This window comes from Microbacterium sp. NPDC060132, assembly GCF_042729675.1.
Taxonomy (GTDB): Bacteria; Actinomycetota; Actinomycetes; order Actinomycetales; family Microbacteriaceae; genus Microbacterium; species Microbacterium sufflavum.
The window spans coordinates 1581169-1597165 of the sequence record NZ_JBHWXU010000001.1 but is presented as its reverse complement, the minus strand read 5'-3'; the positions used below and the strand labels follow the sequence as shown (position 1 = coordinate 1597165).

General features: G+C 70.8%; 18 protein-coding genes. 6 read left to right on the top strand and 12 right to left on the bottom strand.

Translation table 11 applies throughout. The features are described 5' to 3' along the window. Positions 1-14: 14 nt before the first annotated feature. The 8 genes from ACFWCH_RS07880 to ACFWCH_RS07845 all read right to left on the bottom strand — a co-directional run bounded on the left by ACFWCH_RS07880 (position 15) and on the right by ACFWCH_RS07845 (position 6923). Positions 15-602, bottom strand: coding sequence for a TetR/AcrR family transcriptional regulator (locus ACFWCH_RS07880; RefSeq protein WP_378803293.1), 588 nt, complete (start codon positions 600-602; stop codon positions 15-17). 84 nt (positions 603-686) lie between these two features. Beyond that, positions 687-1868, bottom strand: coding sequence for a Gfo/Idh/MocA family protein (locus tag ACFWCH_RS07875; RefSeq protein ID WP_378803292.1), 1182 nt, complete (start codon positions 1866-1868; stop codon positions 687-689). Positions 1869-1910: 42 nt separating this feature from the next. Beyond that, a complete protein-coding gene (locus ACFWCH_RS07870; protein WP_378803291.1) occupies positions 1911-2966 on the bottom strand; it encodes a LacI family DNA-binding transcriptional regulator in 1056 nt (351 codons plus the stop codon). A 3-nt stretch (positions 2967-2969) separates the two neighbouring features. After that, on the bottom strand, positions 2970-3860 hold the full coding sequence (locus ACFWCH_RS07865; RefSeq protein ID WP_205814301.1) for a carbohydrate ABC transporter permease: 891 nt from the start codon (positions 3858-3860) through the stop codon (positions 2970-2972). Continuing rightward, the gene (locus tag ACFWCH_RS07860) at positions 3853-4815 is read right to left on the bottom strand and encodes a carbohydrate ABC transporter permease (RefSeq protein WP_136031392.1); all 963 of its coding nucleotides are present in this window, start codon (positions 4813-4815) and stop codon (positions 3853-3855) included. The genes ACFWCH_RS07865 and ACFWCH_RS07860 overlap by 8 nt, the downstream gene beginning before the upstream one ends. Before the next feature lie 4 nt (positions 4816-4819). Further along, a complete protein-coding gene (locus ACFWCH_RS07855) occupies positions 4820-6082 on the bottom strand; it encodes an ABC transporter substrate-binding protein (RefSeq protein WP_378803290.1) in 1263 nt (420 codons plus the stop codon). A gap of 110 nt (positions 6083-6192) precedes the next feature. Next, positions 6193-6552 carry a fluoride efflux transporter FluC gene (locus ACFWCH_RS07850; protein WP_378803289.1) on the bottom strand — a complete coding sequence of 120 codons (360 nt, stop codon included), beginning with the start codon at positions 6550-6552 and terminating at the stop codon, positions 6193-6195. Further along, the gene (locus ACFWCH_RS07845) at positions 6549-6923 is read right to left on the bottom strand and encodes a CrcB family protein (protein ID WP_378803288.1); all 375 of its coding nucleotides are present in this window, start codon (positions 6921-6923) and stop codon (positions 6549-6551) included. Before ACFWCH_RS07845 ends, ACFWCH_RS07850 begins: the two co-directional genes overlap by 4 nt. Positions 6924-7009: 86 nt before the next feature. On the opposite strand from ACFWCH_RS07845, the gene ACFWCH_RS07840 reads away from it, so the two are divergent. Together ACFWCH_RS07840 and ACFWCH_RS07835 are read left to right on the top strand one after the other, a co-directional pair. Next, positions 7010-8536 carry an FAD-dependent oxidoreductase gene (locus tag ACFWCH_RS07840; protein WP_136035249.1) on the top strand — a complete coding sequence of 509 codons (1527 nt, stop codon included), beginning with the start codon at positions 7010-7012 and terminating at the stop codon, positions 8534-8536. Between the two features lie 121 nt (positions 8537-8657). Then, complete coding sequence (locus ACFWCH_RS07835; protein WP_378803287.1) at positions 8658-10124, top strand: MFS transporter; 1467 nt, start codon at positions 8658-8660, stop codon at positions 10122-10124. 127 nt (positions 10125-10251) lie between these two features. Here the strand turns inward: ACFWCH_RS07835 and ACFWCH_RS07830 are convergent, their stop codons facing one another. Both ACFWCH_RS07830 and ACFWCH_RS07825 read right to left on the bottom strand, forming a co-directional pair. After that, complete coding sequence (locus ACFWCH_RS07830; RefSeq protein WP_136031382.1) at positions 10252-11052, bottom strand: nitroreductase family protein; 801 nt, start codon at positions 11050-11052, stop codon at positions 10252-10254. 4 nt (positions 11053-11056) lie between these two features. Then, positions 11057-11428 carry a hypothetical protein gene (locus ACFWCH_RS07825; protein WP_247638255.1) on the bottom strand — a complete coding sequence of 124 codons (372 nt, stop codon included), beginning with the start codon at positions 11426-11428 and terminating at the stop codon, positions 11057-11059. Positions 11429-11657: 229 nt separating this feature from the next. Between ACFWCH_RS07825 and ACFWCH_RS07820 the strand changes: the two genes are divergently transcribed. Continuing rightward, positions 11658-12419, top strand: coding sequence for a dienelactone hydrolase family protein (locus tag ACFWCH_RS07820; protein WP_378803286.1), 762 nt, complete (start codon positions 11658-11660; stop codon positions 12417-12419). A 56-nt stretch (positions 12420-12475) separates the two neighbouring features. Here ACFWCH_RS07820 and ACFWCH_RS07815 read toward each other — a convergent pair whose 3' ends face one another. Continuing rightward, positions 12476-13261 carry a MerR family transcriptional regulator gene (locus ACFWCH_RS07815; protein WP_378803285.1) on the bottom strand — a complete coding sequence of 262 codons (786 nt, stop codon included), beginning with the start codon at positions 13259-13261 and terminating at the stop codon, positions 12476-12478. Positions 13262-13411: 150 nt separating this feature from the next. On the opposite strand from ACFWCH_RS07815, the gene ACFWCH_RS07810 reads away from it, so the two are divergent. After that, entirely contained in the window at positions 13412-14254 is an 843-nt protein-coding gene (locus ACFWCH_RS07810; protein WP_136029189.1) for a DUF4097 family beta strand repeat-containing protein, read from the top strand. After that, positions 14251-14877 carry a PadR family transcriptional regulator gene (locus tag ACFWCH_RS07805; RefSeq protein WP_136029187.1) on the top strand — a complete coding sequence of 209 codons (627 nt, stop codon included), beginning with the start codon at positions 14251-14253 and terminating at the stop codon, positions 14875-14877. Before ACFWCH_RS07810 ends, ACFWCH_RS07805 begins: the two co-directional genes overlap by 4 nt. Positions 14878-15082: 205 nt before the next feature. Here the strand turns inward: ACFWCH_RS07805 and ACFWCH_RS07800 are convergent, their stop codons facing one another. Then, complete coding sequence (locus ACFWCH_RS07800; RefSeq protein ID WP_378803284.1) at positions 15083-15625, bottom strand: universal stress protein; 543 nt, start codon at positions 15623-15625, stop codon at positions 15083-15085. 149 nt (positions 15626-15774) lie between these two features. Between ACFWCH_RS07800 and ACFWCH_RS07795 the strand changes: the two genes are divergently transcribed. After that, the gene (locus ACFWCH_RS07795; RefSeq protein WP_136029183.1) at positions 15775-15966 is read left to right on the top strand and encodes a DUF3073 domain-containing protein; all 192 of its coding nucleotides are present in this window, start codon (positions 15775-15777) and stop codon (positions 15964-15966) included. The last annotated feature ends 31 nt before the right edge of the window (positions 15967-15997 follow it).

Below are 15997 nucleotides of genomic sequence, written 5' to 3'. Positions count from 1 at the left end.
CGTGTTCCTCGGTGTCAGGGGGTGGCTGTCGCGGCGGAGGGGGTGGAGAGGGGATCTCCGAGGATCCGCGCCAGTGCGGTCTCGAGGAAGGACTGATCGAGGCGGTCGTCGCGGATGTGCGTGCTCCACATGACCCCGTCGATGAAGATCATCGCCGCTTTGGCGCGGTCGGCGCCATAGGTCGGCTCGAGCAGGTCGACCAGGCGGTCCGACAGGTGGCGGGCGAGTTCGCGCAGTCGCGGGTCGTGCACGGCCGCGGTGACCACGGCGCGGTCGGCCTGCACGGCGTGGCCGTCTTCGGCGCTCCGGCATACGAGGGCCGCGATCACCCCGGGCCCCGCTCCCTGCTCGGCGAGGGTCTGCCGCACGCCGTCGAGCCGGGACTCGATCTCGTCGGCGAGGGCGCGGAACGCGGCGCCGCGGAGGTCGTCGAGCGTGGCGAAGTACTGCGTCGTGGCGCCGAGCGGCACCCCCGCCCTGGCGGCGACCATGCGGTGCGTGATGGCCTCGGCGCCGACCTCGACGATCAGCTCGGCCGCGGCGGCCACGATCTCCCGGCGGCGCGCTTCGGGGTCGCGCCGTCGACGCCCGCTCTCCGCCATCCCGCACCTCCCGCACACCCGTACATGTACGTTTGTACATTCGCTCCGGTGTGAGGAGCCTGAGAGCCGCGGCTCCGCGTCGGCTCAGGCCGCGGCGGTCTCGACCTGTCCGCGCTCGAAGTAGGCCACGAGGTCGGGGTCGAGCGGCGGCACCGCGATCGCCGAGCCGTCTCCGCGCAGCGACGCGGTCGCGAGGATCCCGGCCGCCACGGCCTCGCGCGCTGCAACCGGCGAGGTCGCGGTGAGCCCGCCGTGTCGCACGAACCGGAGGAACTCGGCGACGAGCAGGGCGTCCGCCCCGTCGTGACCCGCGTCCGGCACCTCCGGCACGATGAAGGTCTCGTCGGCCGGGGCCGCTCCCGCGTGCCGCCGGTTCCACAGCCGCACCTCGCTGCCGGCCACGTCGCCGAGGTTCTCGATGCGGCCCTCGGTGCCGATCACCGTGTAGTTGCGCCAGTAGTCCGGCGTGAAGTGGCACTGCTGGTACGACGCGAGGATCCCGCACTCGAGCTGCAGGTTCACCATCGAGATGTCCTCCACGTCGACCACGGGGTGCAGCCCGGTGAGCGCCGTGGGCGGCCAGTTGTCCATGCTGAACCAGTCGGGCATCCGCTCCCCCGTGCGGTCGCGGCGGTCGGTGATGTCGCCGTACACGCTCAGCCCGCCCATCGCCGCGACCCGCTCCGTGTAGGCGCCGGCGAGCCAGTGGATGATGTCGAGGTCGTGGGCGCCCTTCTGCAGCAGCAGCCCGGTGGTGCGGCTGCGGTCGGCGTGCCAGTCCTTGAAGTAGAAGTCGCCGCCGTGGCCGACGAAGTGCCGCACCCACACGGCCTTGACCTGGCCGATGCGCCCCTGCCGGATCAGGTCGCGCATCAGGGTGATCACGGGCATGTGACGCATGTTGTGCCCGATGTAGAGACGGGTGCCGGTGCGCCGCGCGGTGGCGAGCATGCGGTCGGCGTCGGCGAGGTCGATCGCGAGCGGCTTCTCGCAGAACACGGGCACCCCGGCCTCCAGCGCCCGGATCGTCAGGGCGGCGTGGGTGTCGTCCGGTGTGAGCACCATGACCGCGTCGACGCCCGAGGCGAGCAGGTCGTCGAGCGAGCCGGTGATGAGGGCGTCGGGCACGAGCGCGCGGGCGTCGTCCCTGGCGCGGGGCGAGAGGTCGCACACCGCCGTGATGCGGGAGCCGTGACCCGGGCGGTGCACCTCCTCGTGGAGGGTGGAGCGCGCGCCGAAGCCGATGATGCCGATGTGGAGGTCCAACAGAAGTCCTTCGTGAAAGTCGATGCAGAGAGGGGTCGCGGCTCAGCGGGCGCGCGGGCCGGGGGCGTCGAGGTCGGTCGAGCCGCCGGGGACGAGCGACCACGGGAACTCGTGCAGGGTTCCCGGCGACGGATCGCTCTCGAGGGCGCGGTCGACGATGATGCGCGCCTGCCGCTCGTAGAAGTCGGTGGGGCCGACCGTGGTCAGCGTCGGGGCGATGAGCCGGGCGTCGGGGGTGTTGCCGACGCCGATCACCGCGACGTCGTGCGGCACCCGCAGCCCGAGCATGTGGGCGGCGTTGATGGCGGCGATCGCGGCGAAGTCGGTCGTGGCGTAGACGGCGTCAGGGCGATCGTCCCGCGACAGCAGCTCGATGGCCGCGGTGAACGCGCTCGCCTGGGTCTCCGCGTAGGTCACGGTCCACTCCGGCGTGCGCTCGATCCCGGCCGCCGCGAGCTTCTCGACGTAGGGCGTGTACCGCGTCACCTGCGTCCCCGCGAGGCGCACGGCCCCCTCCGCGGCGATGCAGCCGATGGCGGTGTGCCGTTCCAGGAGGTGGTCCATCGCGAGCTCGCACCCGGGGATCGCGTCGGAGCGGATCACGTCGAAGCCGTCCGGCTCCAGGTGCTCCGAGAACACGACGAGCCGCTGTCCGCGCTTGACGAGGTCGCCCAGCCGCCGCGCGTCCTCCTCGTCAAGGCCCACCCCGTCGAGGTAGGCCACGTCGCTCTCCACGCGGTCGAGCGCGGCGTGCCAGTCGCCGTCGGCGAGGATCAGCGTGGTCAGGCCGTGCTTGTTGGCCTCGGCGTTCACGGCGTCGGCCACCGCGAGCGACCACGGGTCGCTGAGCATGTGCAGGGAGAGCTGCACCATGCCGCTGCGCCCGGTGCGGATGGCCCGCGCCGCGGTGTTCGGGCGGTAGTTCAGCTCCTCCGCCGCGGCGAGCACCCGGGCGGCCGTGGCCTCGGCGACACCGGCGCCGCTGGCACCCGCGCGTCCGGAGAACACGTACGACACGGTCGCGGTCGACACCCCGGCGCGCTCGGCGACCATCCGCAGGGTCGGGCGGCGGGCCGGGACGTGTTCACGCTGTGCCATGACTCAGCCCTTCGTCCCGCTGAACGCGATGCCCTGGATGAACTGCCGCTGCAGGATCATGAAGGTCACCAGCATGGGCAGCGTCGCGAGCAGGGCGCCCGCCATCAGCACCGGGTAGTCGGTGCCGTGGATGCCGACGAGCTGGGAGAGCCCCACCGACAGCGGCATCTTCGCGGGGTCGGTGGTCACGATCAGCGGCCACAGCAGATCGTTCCAGGACCACAGCACGGTGAACACCACAAGTGCGATGATGCCAGGCTTCGCGAGCGGAACCATGATCCGCCAGAAGGTCTGCCACGGATTCGCGCCGTCGATGCGCGCCGCCTCCTCCAGCTCGGCGGGCATCGACAGGAAGAACTGCCGCATCAGAAAGGTGCCGAAGGCGCTGAAGATGCCGGGCACGATGAGCGCCTGGAGCGTGTTGAGCCAGCCGAGCGACTGGATGATCTCGTACTGCGGCAGCAGGTAGAGCTGCGACGGCACCATCAGCACCGACAGGAACACGACGAACAGCGCGTTGCGGCCGGGGAACGGGATGCGCGCGAAGGCGTAGCCGGCCATGGTGCACAGCGCGACCTGCCCCACGGTGCGGCCGACCGTCAGCAGCACCGAGTTGAGGAACATCTGGCCGAACGGCATCGAGTCGAACACCTCGGCGAAGTTCGTGAAGACCCACTCGCGCGGCAGGAACGAGGGCGGCACCTGCACCGAGTCGGACAGCGTCTTGAACGAGGTCAGCAGCTGCCAGACGAACGGGAACACCATGAGCACGGCGCCGAGGATCAGCACCACGTGCACGATCCACAGCCCGCGGTTGCGGGGGCGTCCGGCGCCGCGCGAGCGCGTGGACGCGGCGCCGACCACGGCCCGGGTGTCGAGGGAGACGTCACTCATAGTGCACCCATTTCTTCTGGAGCCGGAACTGCACGATGGTCAGCACGAGGATGATGAGCAGCAGCAGGAACGCGACGGCGGCCGCGTAGCCGCGGTCGTTGTCGAGGAATCCGGCTTCGTAGAACAGGTAGACGACCGTGCGGGTGTTCGGCATCGCGGGGTTGCTGCGACCGAGCATCATGTAGACGAGGTCGAACACCTGGAGCGCGCCGATCACGCTGATCACGCTCACGAAGAAGATCGACGGCGACAGCAGCGGGATCGTGATCGAGAAGAACTTCCGCACGGGTCCGGCGCCGTCGAGATCGGCCGCCTCCATGATCGTGTCGGGGATGCCCTGCAGCCCGGCGAGGAAGATGACGATGTTGGTTCCGAGTCCGGCCCAGATGCCGACCACGGCGATCGCGACGAGCGCGGTGTTCGGGTCGGTCAGCCAGCTGCGCCCCTCGATGCCCACCGCGGCGAGCGCGGCGTTGAGCACGCCGTAGTCGCCGTTGTAGATCATGCGCCACACCAGCGCGATGGCGGCGGGCATGGTCACGACGGGGATGAAGTAGAGCGTGCGGTAGGCGCTACGCCCCTTCAGGCCGGTGGTGTTGAGCAGGGCGGCGATGCCGACGGCGATCGGGATGCCGATCAGGGCGATCACGGTGTAGACGGCGGTGTTGCGCAGCGCGCCGAGCAGCTCGGGGTCCTGGAGGAGTCGCGCGTAGTTGTCGAAGCCGATCCACTCGGAGCCGCCGAACGGGCCCGACTTGGTGAACGAGATGATGAGGGTGCGCACGGTCGGCCACAGGTAGAACACGGCCAGGCCGAGGGCGGTAGGGCCGAGGAACACCAGGGCCCACCAGGGCGAGGCGCCGGGGGTGCGGCGCCGACGGCGGACACCGGAGGGGCGGGCTTCCGGCGTCCGCTCGGCCGTCGGCGCGACCGCGCGGGGCGCGATGACGGTCATGCGCTCACTCCTGCTCGGCGTCCAGCGCGGTCTGCATCTGTGCGGCGAGGTCCTTCAGGCCGTCCTTCGGGGTGACGGCACCCGACCACACCTGCGACAGCACCTCGCTCTCGATGCTGGTCCACGCCGAGGTGTTCTTCGACACGGGGTAGGGCACGGCGGTGTCGAGCGCGTCGATGTACACCTGGAGGTCGTACTGCGGGAGCGCGTCGACCCAGGCCTGCTGGGTGCCGTTGAACGCGGGGATCACGGTGCCGGTCTCGGCCTGGATCTTCGCGGCCTGCTCACCGCTGGCGAAGGCGGCGAAGTCCTGGGCGGCGGCGAGGTGCGGGCTCTTGGCGTTGGCGACGTTGCCGACGCCGTGGATCACGCTCTGGTTGCCCTCGGGCCCGGCCGGCAGCGGGGCGACGTCGACCGTGCCGCCGATGTCGGCGTTGTCGGCGTAGGCGATGGCGGCCCAGGAGCCGTTCTGGAACATGGCGACCTTGCCGGAGAGGAAGAAGTCCTCCGGGTTGGTGTCGGTCATCTGCTGCGCGGTGGGTGAGGACCCGTCCGCGATGAGGTTCGTCCACAGCTCGATGCCCTCCAGCGCCTCGGGCGAGCCGTAGCCGCTCTCGGTCCCGTCGGCGGAGATGACCTCGCCGCCGGCCTGGGCGATCGAGTTGTAGAAGTTCTCCTGGCCGTACTGGCTGGCGGCGATGCCGTACTGGCCCGTGGCGGGGTCGGTGAGTTTCGCGGCCGCGGCGGTGAAGTCGTCCCACGTCCAGCCGGCGCTGGGATACTCCACGCCCGCGGCGTCGAACAGCGCCTTGTTGTACCAGAGGGCGACGGTGTCGAAGTCCTTCGGGGCGCCGTAGAGCTTTCCGTCGTAGGTGTACAGGTCGACGAGGCCCTGCGGGTAGTCGGAGGCGTCGACCCCGTCGAGCGGGGCGAGCTGGCCGTTGGAGGCGTAGAGCTGGAAGTTGGGGCCGTTCATCCAGAAGACGTCGGCGGCGGATCCTCCGGTGACGGCGGTCTGGAGCTTGGTGAAGTACTCCTTGTAGGGCGTGACCTGGATCTCGATCGTGACGTTCGGGTGCTCCTCGGTATAGGCGGCGGCGATGTCCTCCATGGCCGGCTTCTGGTTCTCGTCCCAGATGGCGTAGCTGAGGGTGATGTCGCCGTCGGACGACTCCCCGGTGGCGGAGGAGGAGCAGGCCGACAGCGCGAGGACGGCGGCCGCCGAGGCGGCGATGGCGCCGAGGGCGCGACGGGTGGTGCGGGGCATCGAGGTCTCCTTTGACGGGTGCACGAGCGGGTGGAAAGCAGTGTTAACCGTTTAGCGTTAAACGATTAGCACGAGAGTAGCGGCGACCACCGGCCCTCCGCAAGGGCGGATCAGAGAAGCGCGCCGAGGCCCAGGCCGAGCACGGCCGAGAGCAGCCCGAGCAGCAGCATGCCGACCGCGTCGAACACCGCTGCGGGCTTCGCGCCGTCGCGCCACAGGGCCACCGCGTCGAGCATGGCCGTGCTGAACGTGGTGTAGCCGCCCAGGAGCCCCGCCCCCAGCACGAACGCCTGCTCGGGCAGCGCGGCCGTCACGAGGCCGAGCGCGAACGACCCGCTCAGGTTCACCGCCAGGATGCCCCATGGGAAACGGCGCCCCGCGAGCCGTGCCACCCCGAGGTCGAGCAGGTAGCGCAGCACCGCGCCGACGCCGCCCGCGAGCGCCGCCGCGAGGAACAGCAGGGTGCTCACGACGCCCCTCCCCGCCGGGGTCGTCCGAGCCGCAGGCCGAGCGCGGCGGCAGCGAGCCCGAGCACCAGGCTCCCGGCGGCGTAGGCGACCGCGAGCAGCGGGGCCGTGCCCCACAGCGCGACCGTCCCGGTCATGAAGGCGCTGTAGGTCGTGAAGCCGCCCAGCACCCCGGTGCCGAGCAGCAGCCGCAGGTCGGCCGAGGCGGGGAGCCGTGCCGCCACCACCCCGATCAGCAGCGCCCCGAGGAGGTTGGCGAGCAGCACCGCGCGCGGGAATCCCCCGGGGTCGGGCAGCGCGAGGCCGAGCGCCAGCCGCGCCGCCGTGCCGACCGTGCCGCCCAGGGCGACGAGCAGCACGCGGCGGAGGTTCACGTTGGCCACTGTACTGCCGCATGACAGCGCGACCGTCCGTTGTCAAGCCGCTGGGAGCCCGGCCGCCGCCGTCGTTCACTGGTCGCATGATGCCTCTCTGGAAGGTCGACCAGGCCGCGCCCCTCGGCACCCCCTTCGACCCGGGTGCACGGCACGACGTGATCATCGTCGGCGCGGGACTCACCGGGCTCTCCACCGCGGTCATGCTCACGCGCGCCGGTCTCGATGTCGCGGTGCTCGAGTCGGGCGCGATCGCCGAGCTGGCGTCCGGCGGGAACACCGGCAAGCTGTCGCTGCTGCAGGGGAAACAGCTCGCCACGATCCGGCAGCACCACAGCGCCTCGCTCGTGCAGGCCTACGTCGACGCGAACCGCGCCGGCATGGACTGGCTCACGGGCTTCGCCGACAGCGCCGGGGTGTCGTACACGCAGCGCACCGACCACACGTACGCGCAGAGCGCCGAGGGCATGGAGTCGGTACGCGACCAGCACGCCGCAGCGCGCGAGGCCGGGCTGCCGACGCGGCTGCTCACACCGCACGAGCTGTCGACGCCGTTCCCGGTCGCGGGCGCGGTCGCTCTCGATCACCAAGTCACGATCGACCCGGTCGCCGTGGCCGACGCCCTGGCGAAGGAGTTCGTGGCGAACGGCGGCACCCTCCACACGGGCGTCCGGGTCACCGGGGCGCATGCCCTCCCCGACCCGCGGGTCGAGACCGCCGCCGGGCCGATGTTCGCGGAGCACATCGTCCTCGCCACCGGAACCCCGATCCTGGACCGAGGTCTGTACTTCTCCAAGGTGGCCGGGATGCGCTCCTACTGCGTATCGTTCCGGGTGTCCGGGGGCGTGCCGGAGGGCACGTTCATCTCGGCGGACAGTCCCACGCGGTCGATCCGGCCGGTGTCGCACGCCGACGGCCCCGGGGGCACGGCGCAGCTCGTCGTGGGCGGCAACGGCCACCCGGTGGGGCGCTCGGACGGCGAGACCGCGGCCATCGACGACCTCGTGTCGTGGACGCGGCTGCACTTCCCCGACGCGGAGGAGACGCATCGCTGGTCGGCGCAGGACTACCAGTCGCACAACCTCATCCCGTTCGTGGGGGCGCTGCCCCGCGGACTCGGCCGCATCCGCTTCGCGACCGGGTACGCCAAGTGGGGGCTGTCGAACGCCCCGGCCGCGGCGCTGCGGCTCACCGAGGAGGTCATCGGCACGAAGCGCAGCGAGCGCCCGTCGTGGATGATCCGCATCGGCACGCGACTGACGGTTCCCGCCGACCTGGCCAGGGGCGCGGTCGAGGGCGCCAAGGTGGCCGCAGCGGCGACCAAGGGCTGGGTCGACGCGGAGGCCACGCCGGTGCCGGTGCCGCAGCCGGCGGAGGGTGAGGGCGTCGTGGCGAACCGGGGCGGGCGACCCGTGGCGATCTCGACGGTCGACGGCGTCACCCGTGCAGTGAGCGCCGTGTGCACGCACCTCGGCGGGGTGCTCGACTGGAACGACGCGGAGTGCACGTGGGACTGCCCGCTGCACGCCTCCCGGTTCGCCGCGGACGGCACGCGCATCGAGGGTCCGGCGCTGGAGGACCTGCGGTCGTTCCCGCGCACGACCGAGCCCTGAGCCTCAGCGGGTAGAACCTCACGAGGTCTCTCCCGCGGTGCTACCCGGCCCCGTCCGGGGTGCGGCATTCGCGGCCCGGGGTGGTATCGTCTCGCCTCGTAAGGTGCAGCGGCTTCCAGCCGTGTCGGGACTTCCGGCCAGCACGGCGCTCCATCCCGGAGCGTCTGAACCTCTCATCAGAGAGCTGTTTGCTGTGCGTGAAAACACTTACCCTTCCCCTCTCGTTCGTTGGCTGATCTTCGCCGTCGTGCTCGTTGCAGACGTCATCGACCTTCTGAGCTCAACCGTCACGAACATCGCCACGCCTTCGATCCTGGAAGCGTTCGGCGCTCCGGACTGGCTGGCTCCCTGGCTGGGCGCGTCCTATGCGCTCGCCCTCGGCTCCATGCTGGTTCTCGGCGCGCGTCTGGGCGACCGGCACGGAGCTCGTCGGGTGTTCCTGATCGGCCTGTGCGGCTTCGGGGCGGCATCCGCCCTGTGCGCGTTCGCCCCCACCGCCGGCACGCTCGTGTTGTTCCGCGTCATCCAAGGCGCGTTCGGTGCACTGATGATCCCGCAGGGCTTCACGCTCCTGCTGCGCTCCTTCCCGCGAGACAAACTCGGTCCCGTCTTCGGGCTGTTCGGCCCGCTCATGGCTGTCAGCTCGATCAGTGGTCCCGTCCTCGCCGGACTCGTCATCTCAGCCGACCCCCTCGGCCTTGGCTGGCGTGCCGTGTTCGTCGTGAACGTTCTCGTCGCGGCCGCCCTGCTCGTGCTTGCCATCCGCACGTTGCCCCGCATCGAGGCCGATGCGGCGGTCACGCTCGATCCTCTGGCGGTGATCCTCCTCAGCGTCGGGCTGCTCGGCGTCCTCGGCGCGCTGACCCTGCTCCAGGCGCCGCTCACGCCGTGGTGGCCTGTTCTCCTGGGCGCGCTCGGGATCGCCGCACTGGCCGCGTTCGTGGCCCAACAGCGTCGAGCACGGCACCCGCTGCTCGCGCCGTCACTCTTCCGCAAGCGATCCTTCACCGCGGGGGTCGTCGTGGGCGTCGGGTTCTTCGCCGTCACCGCGGGAGTGCTGTTCGCCACGACGCTCTATCTGCAAATCGGACTCGGCCTGGCCGTGCTTCCCGCAGCAGCTATCGTCGCGGCCGCGTCAGTCGGGATCATCGCCGCGTCCTTCTCCACGCGTGCGCTCATCCCCATGCTCGGTCGACGTCTCCTGCTCATCGGCCTGGTGCTGCTCCTGGTCGGAGTCAGCGGCTACCTCGCGGTCATCGCCCTCGCCAGCGGCTCGCCGTGGCTGGTGGCGATCCCGCTGTTCATCTGCGGTCTGGGGATGGGATGCGGGTTCGGAACCGTGTTCGCCGTCGCACTGGGCGACGTCGACGACTCCGAAACCGGGAGTGCCAGCGGAGCGCTGAACGCCGCGCAGCAGATCGCGACCGCGATCGGTGCTGCCGTCATCTCGATCAGCTACCTCGGCGCAGCCGGGGGCACCTCACCACAAGCCGGGCTCTTGGTCTGCTTGTTCATCGTGCTCGCCTGCACCGCGCTTTCGCTGCTCACCCTCCCCCTGCTGCCACGCCGCGCAGCTGACACCCACTGAAAGCACCAGCTGGCCGGCCGCGGCCAACAGCGCGGCCGGCCAGCGTCCCGAAACCATCACGCACCGAGACAGGCCCGAAGGTTCTCCCCGACTTTCGCCGCCGCCCGATCCGGCCCGCGCGACAGCGTCAGCGCAGCGGCTCGTCCCACCCCTGCTGCGGGGTGTCGCAGCTCTCGCGGAACACGTACTGCGACGCGAGCTTGCGCTGGCTGCTCGACCAGTCGATCGCCGGGCGCCGCTGCTCGGGCGGCAGGTACCCCAGCCGGTACACGGCCATGAGCTCCAGGTCGTCGGGCACGCGCAGCAGTGACACGATCTCGTCCCAGCGCCCCGGCACCTCCATCGGGAAGGAGATGAACTGGATGCCCATCCCGAGCTCGACCGTGGTGAGCCACACGTTCTCCATCGCGGCCCCCATGCTGAACACGGAGTAGAACGACGACAGCTGTCCCGGCCGGTATTCGCTGCGGTCGAGCATCACCCCGAGCAGCAGCGGCGACCCTGCCACGAGCTTGCGGTTCTCCGAGCCGAGCGTCTTCGGCACCCCGAACGTGTTCATGAGCGTCTGGCCCCGCTTCGTGAACACCTGCGAGGTGAACGGCCGCAGCGGAGCGGGGAGCTTGTCGAACAGCATCCCGCTGCGCTTCTGCTCCATCTCCTCCTCGCTGAACCGGAAGTACGGCTTGTAGCGCTCGAAGAAGGTGCCGTTCGACATCGCCTCGGTCATGCTCTCGCCCGAGATGCGCGCGATCTGCTCGATGGTGTCGCGGTTCTCGATCACCACGAAGCGCCACGGCTGGCTGTTCAGCTGCGACGGCGCCCGCCCTGCCGCCTCCAGCAGGATGCGCTGGTGCTCCTCCGACACGGGGTCGGGCAGGAACGGGCCGTTGGTGGTCTTGCGGCGGCGGATGGCGTCGAGGAGTTCCATGCGTTCACTTCCGGTCGGCGGAGCGGGAGAGCAGCAGTCCCGCGAGGACGAAGGGCGCGGCGGCCAGCGCCACGAGCGGGTGGCGGCGCGTGTGCGTGCCGAGGTACGGGATCGCGGCGAGCGGCGCGGCCGCGGGGAGCAGGGCGAGGGCGGCGCGGCGGCTGGGGCGACGCGGCTCGCCCCACAGCCCGGCGCTGGCGGCGAGCGCCGCGGTCGCGCAGGTGGCGATGTAGAGCGCGTGGTGCAGCCACCGGAAGTTCCGGGTGTCGACCAGGCGGAGGGCGACCGAGGCGCCGAGGGCGCAGTTCGCCGTGTAGGCGGCGGCCGCGGCGACGAACAGCGGCGCGGCGTTCGAGCGCCGACGTCGGTGGACCATGACCCGACCCTACGCCCGGGCGTCGCCGCGGAGCGCCCCCTTGCGCGCCGCCGTCCGGATTCGGTACGGCGGCCGCCCTCGACCGCGCGGTAGCCTGGGATCCCGTGCCCGAGGCGAGGAGGTGGTGTCCGTGTTCACAACGACGTCGGTGCTCCTCCGAGGAGTCGCGGTCGGGCGATAGGTCGCCCGGGAGTGCCGCAGTTCTGCCGCATTCCCGAAAGGTACGACCATGACCATGCACTTCACCTCGGCGCCGCGTCTCAGCGACGGCGTCATCGAACGCGAGTTCGTCGTCGGGGGCGTCCCCGGCGTGCTCTGGACCCCCGTCACCGCCTCTCCCGACACCCCCGTTCCGCTCGTCCTGCTGGGCCAGCCCGGCGGCTTCGGCCTGCAGCGAATGCGCTCCCGTCTCACCGGCCGGGCGCGGGCGTGTGCCGCGCAGGGGTTCGCCGCCGTCGCGATCGAGCTTCCCGGTGCGGGCGAGCGCACACCGCTCGCCGGTGCCGCCGAGGCCCGCGCAGACCTGGTCCGCGCACTCGACGAAGCGCGCGCGCCAAGCGACGAGCTGATCGATCGGCTGATCCTGCCGCTCGTCGACGCGGCGGTGCCCGAGTGGCAGCGGACCATGGACGCGGTGCTCGCGCTGCCGGAGATCGGCGAGCGCGTCGGGATCTCGGGCGGGGTGATCGCGGTCGCGACGCGCCTGGCCGCTGTCGACCCGCGGATCGTCGCCGCGGGCCTGTTCGCCGGGAGCTACGTGCCGCGCGCGACCTTCGCCGAGGCCCGACGGATCACGATCCCCGTGCACGTGCTCCTGCAATGGGACGACGAGGGCAACGACCGCGGGATGGCGCTCGAGCTGTTCGATGCGTTCGCCTCGGCGGAGAAGACTCTCCAGGCGAACCTCGGCGGCCACACCGGTGTTCCGGCCTTCGCCGCGGAGGACGCCGCTCGCTTCTTCGCCCGTCACCTCGGCTCGGCGTCCGGCTGAGCCTGTGCCTGTCGCCCCGCTCCCGGTGACGGGAGCGGGGCGACGGGCCGGACCCGCTAGAGGTTGCCGTCCGCGTAGATGCGGAGGGCGTCGCGCACGAACTCGGCGCCGCGGGTGCCGCCGTCCGAGGTGGCGTAGTTCGCGCCGAAGCGCGGGTCGGCGACGTACATCTCGCCGAGCCCGGTCACGTACGCCTTCACGTCGCCGCCGGGCGCCGCGGCGGGTGTGCCGGGGATGCCCGTGAGCCACTCGACGTGACGTCGCGCGAGCTCCTGCGCCTCGGGGGACGCGGGGTCGGCACCGCTCTCGGCCGTGGCGACCCAGTCGCGTCCGAGGTCGGACACGCGCTGCTGCCAGTCGGCGCGCTCGGCGTCGGTCATCCCGCGCCACCAGCGGTCGCTGTCGGCGTAGGCCTGACGACCCCAGCGCTCCTCGACCTCCTCCTTGTACTGGGTGTGGTCGAAGCCGTCGAACATGTTCTCTGCCATGAGGTTCTCACCTCCTCTCAATGCCGTGATGGTGGATTCGACCGACGCGATCTGCCGCGCCAGCCGGTTCTGCTCCGCGCGCAGCAGCGCGAGGTGGGTCTCGAGGGCTGCGGCCTCGGTCGGTGCGGCGTCGGCGCGCAGCACGTCGGCGATCTGCGGCAGTCCGAATCCGAGCTCGCGCAGCAGCAGGATGCGCTGCAGCCGCACGAGCGCCTCGCCGTCGTAGTGCCGGTAGCCGTTCGCGGCGATGCGCGAGGGCGGGAGCAGGCCGATGTCGTCGTAGTGACGCAGCGTCCTGCTCGTGGTGCCCGCGAGCCGTGCGATCTCCTGGATCGACCAGTCCGCCTTCGTCATGTCTCCTCCTCTCGGTGTGATGTCTCCACGGTAGAAGTTGACGCAACGTCAATGTCAAGCGGTCGTGGCGGTCACCCTTGACACATCGAGATATATCGTGTTCACTGAGGGACACACGATATATCGTGATTCCGACTCAAGGAGAAGCACATGACCGAGAAGTGGCTCATCGCCCCCGGCGAGGAACGCGTCATCGACATCGAGTCGGCCACCCGGCTCAAGATCGGCCTGGTCGGCGGACAGGTCGACGTCATCGCCCACGACGAACCGGGCATCCGCATCGAGGTGCACGGCGTCACCACGAAGGACCTCCGCATCGAGTCCCACGACGGCGAGGTCGAGATCGACCACCCGCAGCTCGGCTGGGACAACTTCCTCGAGGTGTTCCGCAACTTCGGCTCGGGCGGCCCGCGCGCCGAGGTCAGCGTCGCCGTCCCCCGGTCGATCGCCCTCACCCTCGGCGTCGTCAGCGCCGGCGCCCTCGTCTCCGGCATCCGCAACGACGCCCGCCTCAACACCGTCTCGGGCGACATCATCGTCGACACCCTCATCGGCGACCTCAGCGTCAACTCCGTCTCCGGCGACGTGCAGGTGCGCGGCCTCACCGGCTCCATCAACGCCAACAGCGTCTCGGGCGACGTCGCGGTGACCGGCACCGTGCGCAAGGCGGTCGTCGACATCGTCTCCGGCTCCACGACGATCGACGCCGCGGGCGACGTGAACACCATCACCGTCAACTCGGTGTCGGGCGGCACCACCGTGCGCCTCGACGAGTCGCTCGCCGCGAACTACGTGATCCGCTCGCTCAGCGGCCGCCTCCTGATCGACGGCGTCGAGCGCAGCTCGTCCGGTCCGAGCAACTACACCGGCACCACGGGCGAGCTCGCCGGGCGCTTCGTCGACCTGCGCGCCAACTCCGTCTCCGGCGGGGTCACGGTGCTGCGCCGCACTCCGGCCTCGATCGCCGACGACCCCGAATGGGAGGAAGCATGACTCCCGCGGTCTTCTCGCACGGCGACCTGCGGCTGTACCTGCTGTCGCTGCTGGCCGAGTCGCCGCAGCACGGCTACGGCATCATCCAGTCGCTCACCGATCGCACGGGCGGCACCTACACGCCCAGCGCCGGAACCATCTACCCGCGCCTCGCGAAGCTGGAGGAGGAGGGCCTCGTGACCAAGACCGTCGACGGCCGCACCACGATCTACGCGATCACCGAGGCCGGACGCGCCGAGCTCGCCTCGCGCGAGGCCGACCTCGCGGGTATCGAGGCGGGCATCACGGACTCGGTGCGCCTGATCGCCAACGAGGTGCGCCAGAGCGTGCAGGAGGCGATGAAGAGCCTGCGGGCCGACCTCGCGACCGCGGCGAAGGACGACAGGGCCGCGGCGAAGAGCCGCCCCCGGACGGAGACCGACGACGCGCGCCTTACGAGCCGCGACGAGCTCCACCGCGCGGATGCGATCATCAACGCGTTCCGGGCACGCGTCCGCACCGACCTGCGCACGCACGTGGCGAAGGGCGGGCTGCTCCCCGCGACGATCGTCACCGAGCTCGAGAACGCCCTCGACGAGGCCGCGCGCGGCGTCACCGCGGGCCTGAGCCGGTCGGGATCGTGAACACCCCGCCGCCGGTGGACCCGCCCGCGCGTCCGACACCGGCGGCGGATCGGTCCGCTCCGCAGCTCCCGGCGCCCACGACCGCGGCAACGGCATCCCCGCCGGAGTGCCCCCTCGCACCGGCACGCGGCATCGTCATCCACACGGGCTGACGCGAGAGGGCCCCGTCGACAATGGTCGACGGGGCCCTCTCGCGTCTGTCCGACTACTCGGGCCAGATCTCCTTCTGGTCGTCGGGCACGAGCTCGCCCAGCGGCACCACGAGCACCGAGCGATGCTGGCGATGCGTGAGGCGTGCCGCCACCGAGCCGGTGAAGAACTCCCGGATGGATTCGCCGAGGCCGCGCTTGCGCGTGCCGACCACGATCAACTGCGCATCGAGCTTGTTCGCGAGCTGCTTGATCGCCAGCGCCGGGTCGCCGACGAGCTGACGCGCCGTCCAGGTGATGTCCCGGTCGCGCAGCTGGGTGGCAGCGGCGGCCTCGACCGCTTCGAACTCCGCAGCCCCCGCGTCGAAGTTGATGTCGATCGGCGCCGAATGCACATAGCCGTCGGGGTCCTCGTAGGTCACGAAGCGGGTCACGTCGACGTGCGCGACCACGAGCGGCGCGTTCAGCAGCCGGGCGAAACGGACGGCCTCGTCGAGCACGCGCGGATCCTGATCAACCTGGATGCCGACGATGACCGCCTTCTGCAGCGCGGCGTTCTGCGTGGCCTCATCGGAGGGGTTCGAGGTGCTGTCGGTCATGAAGATCGCTCCCTTCGGCGGCCCGGCATCGGCCAGGGCGTGTTCCCCGCATGCTATTCTGAATGCTACTCTTACCGGCCGCGAGCCGGTGTCGTGAATGACTCGGGCGCCCGTCTGCCCGCAGCTTAACTCGTGAGGGGGTCTCAGGCATGGGCCGTGGCCGTCAGAAGGCGAAACACACAAAGATCGCCCGCGAACTCAAGGCGTACAGTCCGTCGGTGAACTACTCGGCGCTGGAGCGCGAGCTCGGGCATTCGAGCGACTCCGACGAAGACGCCTACGTCGACAAGTGGGCCGATGAGTACGCGGACGAAGACGAAGACGAACTAGAGAAGGCCTAGCCTCCCGGTTCGAAACACCCGCACCTCGTGC

What these genes read in the sequence shown, in the direction of transcription:
- ACFWCH_RS07800 (WP_378803284.1), bottom strand. Translation starts at nt 15,625, where the DNA reads ATGACCGACAGCACCTCGAACCCCTCCGATGAGGCCACGCAGAACGCC.
- ACFWCH_RS07870 (WP_378803291.1), bottom strand. Translation starts at nt 2,966, where the DNA reads ATGGCACAGCGTGAACACGTCCCGGCCCGCCGCCCGACCCTGCGGATG.
- ACFWCH_RS07840 (WP_136035249.1), top strand. Translation starts at nt 7,010, where the DNA reads ATGATGCCTCTCTGGAAGGTCGACCAGGCCGCGCCCCTCGGCACCCCC.
- ACFWCH_RS07825 (WP_247638255.1), bottom strand. Translation starts at nt 11,428, where the DNA reads ATGGTCCACCGACGTCGGCGCTCGAACGCCGCGCCGCTGTTCGTCGCC.
- ACFWCH_RS07820 (WP_378803286.1), top strand. Translation starts at nt 11,658, where the DNA reads ATGACCATGCACTTCACCTCGGCGCCGCGTCTCAGCGACGGCGTCATC.
- ACFWCH_RS07860 (WP_136031392.1), bottom strand. Translation starts at nt 4,815, where the DNA reads ATGACCGTCATCGCGCCCCGCGCGGTCGCGCCGACGGCCGAGCGGACG.
- ACFWCH_RS07805 (WP_136029187.1), top strand. Translation starts at nt 14,251, where the DNA reads ATGACTCCCGCGGTCTTCTCGCACGGCGACCTGCGGCTGTACCTGCTG.
- ACFWCH_RS07855 (WP_378803290.1), bottom strand. Translation starts at nt 6,082, where the DNA reads ATGCCCCGCACCACCCGTCGCGCCCTCGGCGCCATCGCCGCCTCGGCG.
- ACFWCH_RS07815 (WP_378803285.1), bottom strand. Translation starts at nt 13,261, where the DNA reads ATGACGAAGGCGGACTGGTCGATCCAGGAGATCGCACGGCTCGCGGGC.
- ACFWCH_RS07810 (WP_136029189.1), top strand. Translation starts at nt 13,412, where the DNA reads ATGACCGAGAAGTGGCTCATCGCCCCCGGCGAGGAACGCGTCATCGAC.
- ACFWCH_RS07795 (WP_136029183.1), top strand. Translation starts at nt 15,775, where the DNA reads ATGGGCCGTGGCCGTCAGAAGGCGAAACACACAAAGATCGCCCGCGAA.
- ACFWCH_RS07865 (WP_205814301.1), bottom strand. Translation starts at nt 3,860, where the DNA reads ATGAGTGACGTCTCCCTCGACACCCGGGCCGTGGTCGGCGCCGCGTCC.
- ACFWCH_RS07880 (WP_378803293.1), bottom strand. Translation starts at nt 602, where the DNA reads ATGGCGGAGAGCGGGCGTCGACGGCGCGACCCCGAAGCGCGCCGCCGG.
- ACFWCH_RS07830 (WP_136031382.1), bottom strand. Translation starts at nt 11,052, where the DNA reads ATGGAACTCCTCGACGCCATCCGCCGCCGCAAGACCACCAACGGCCCG.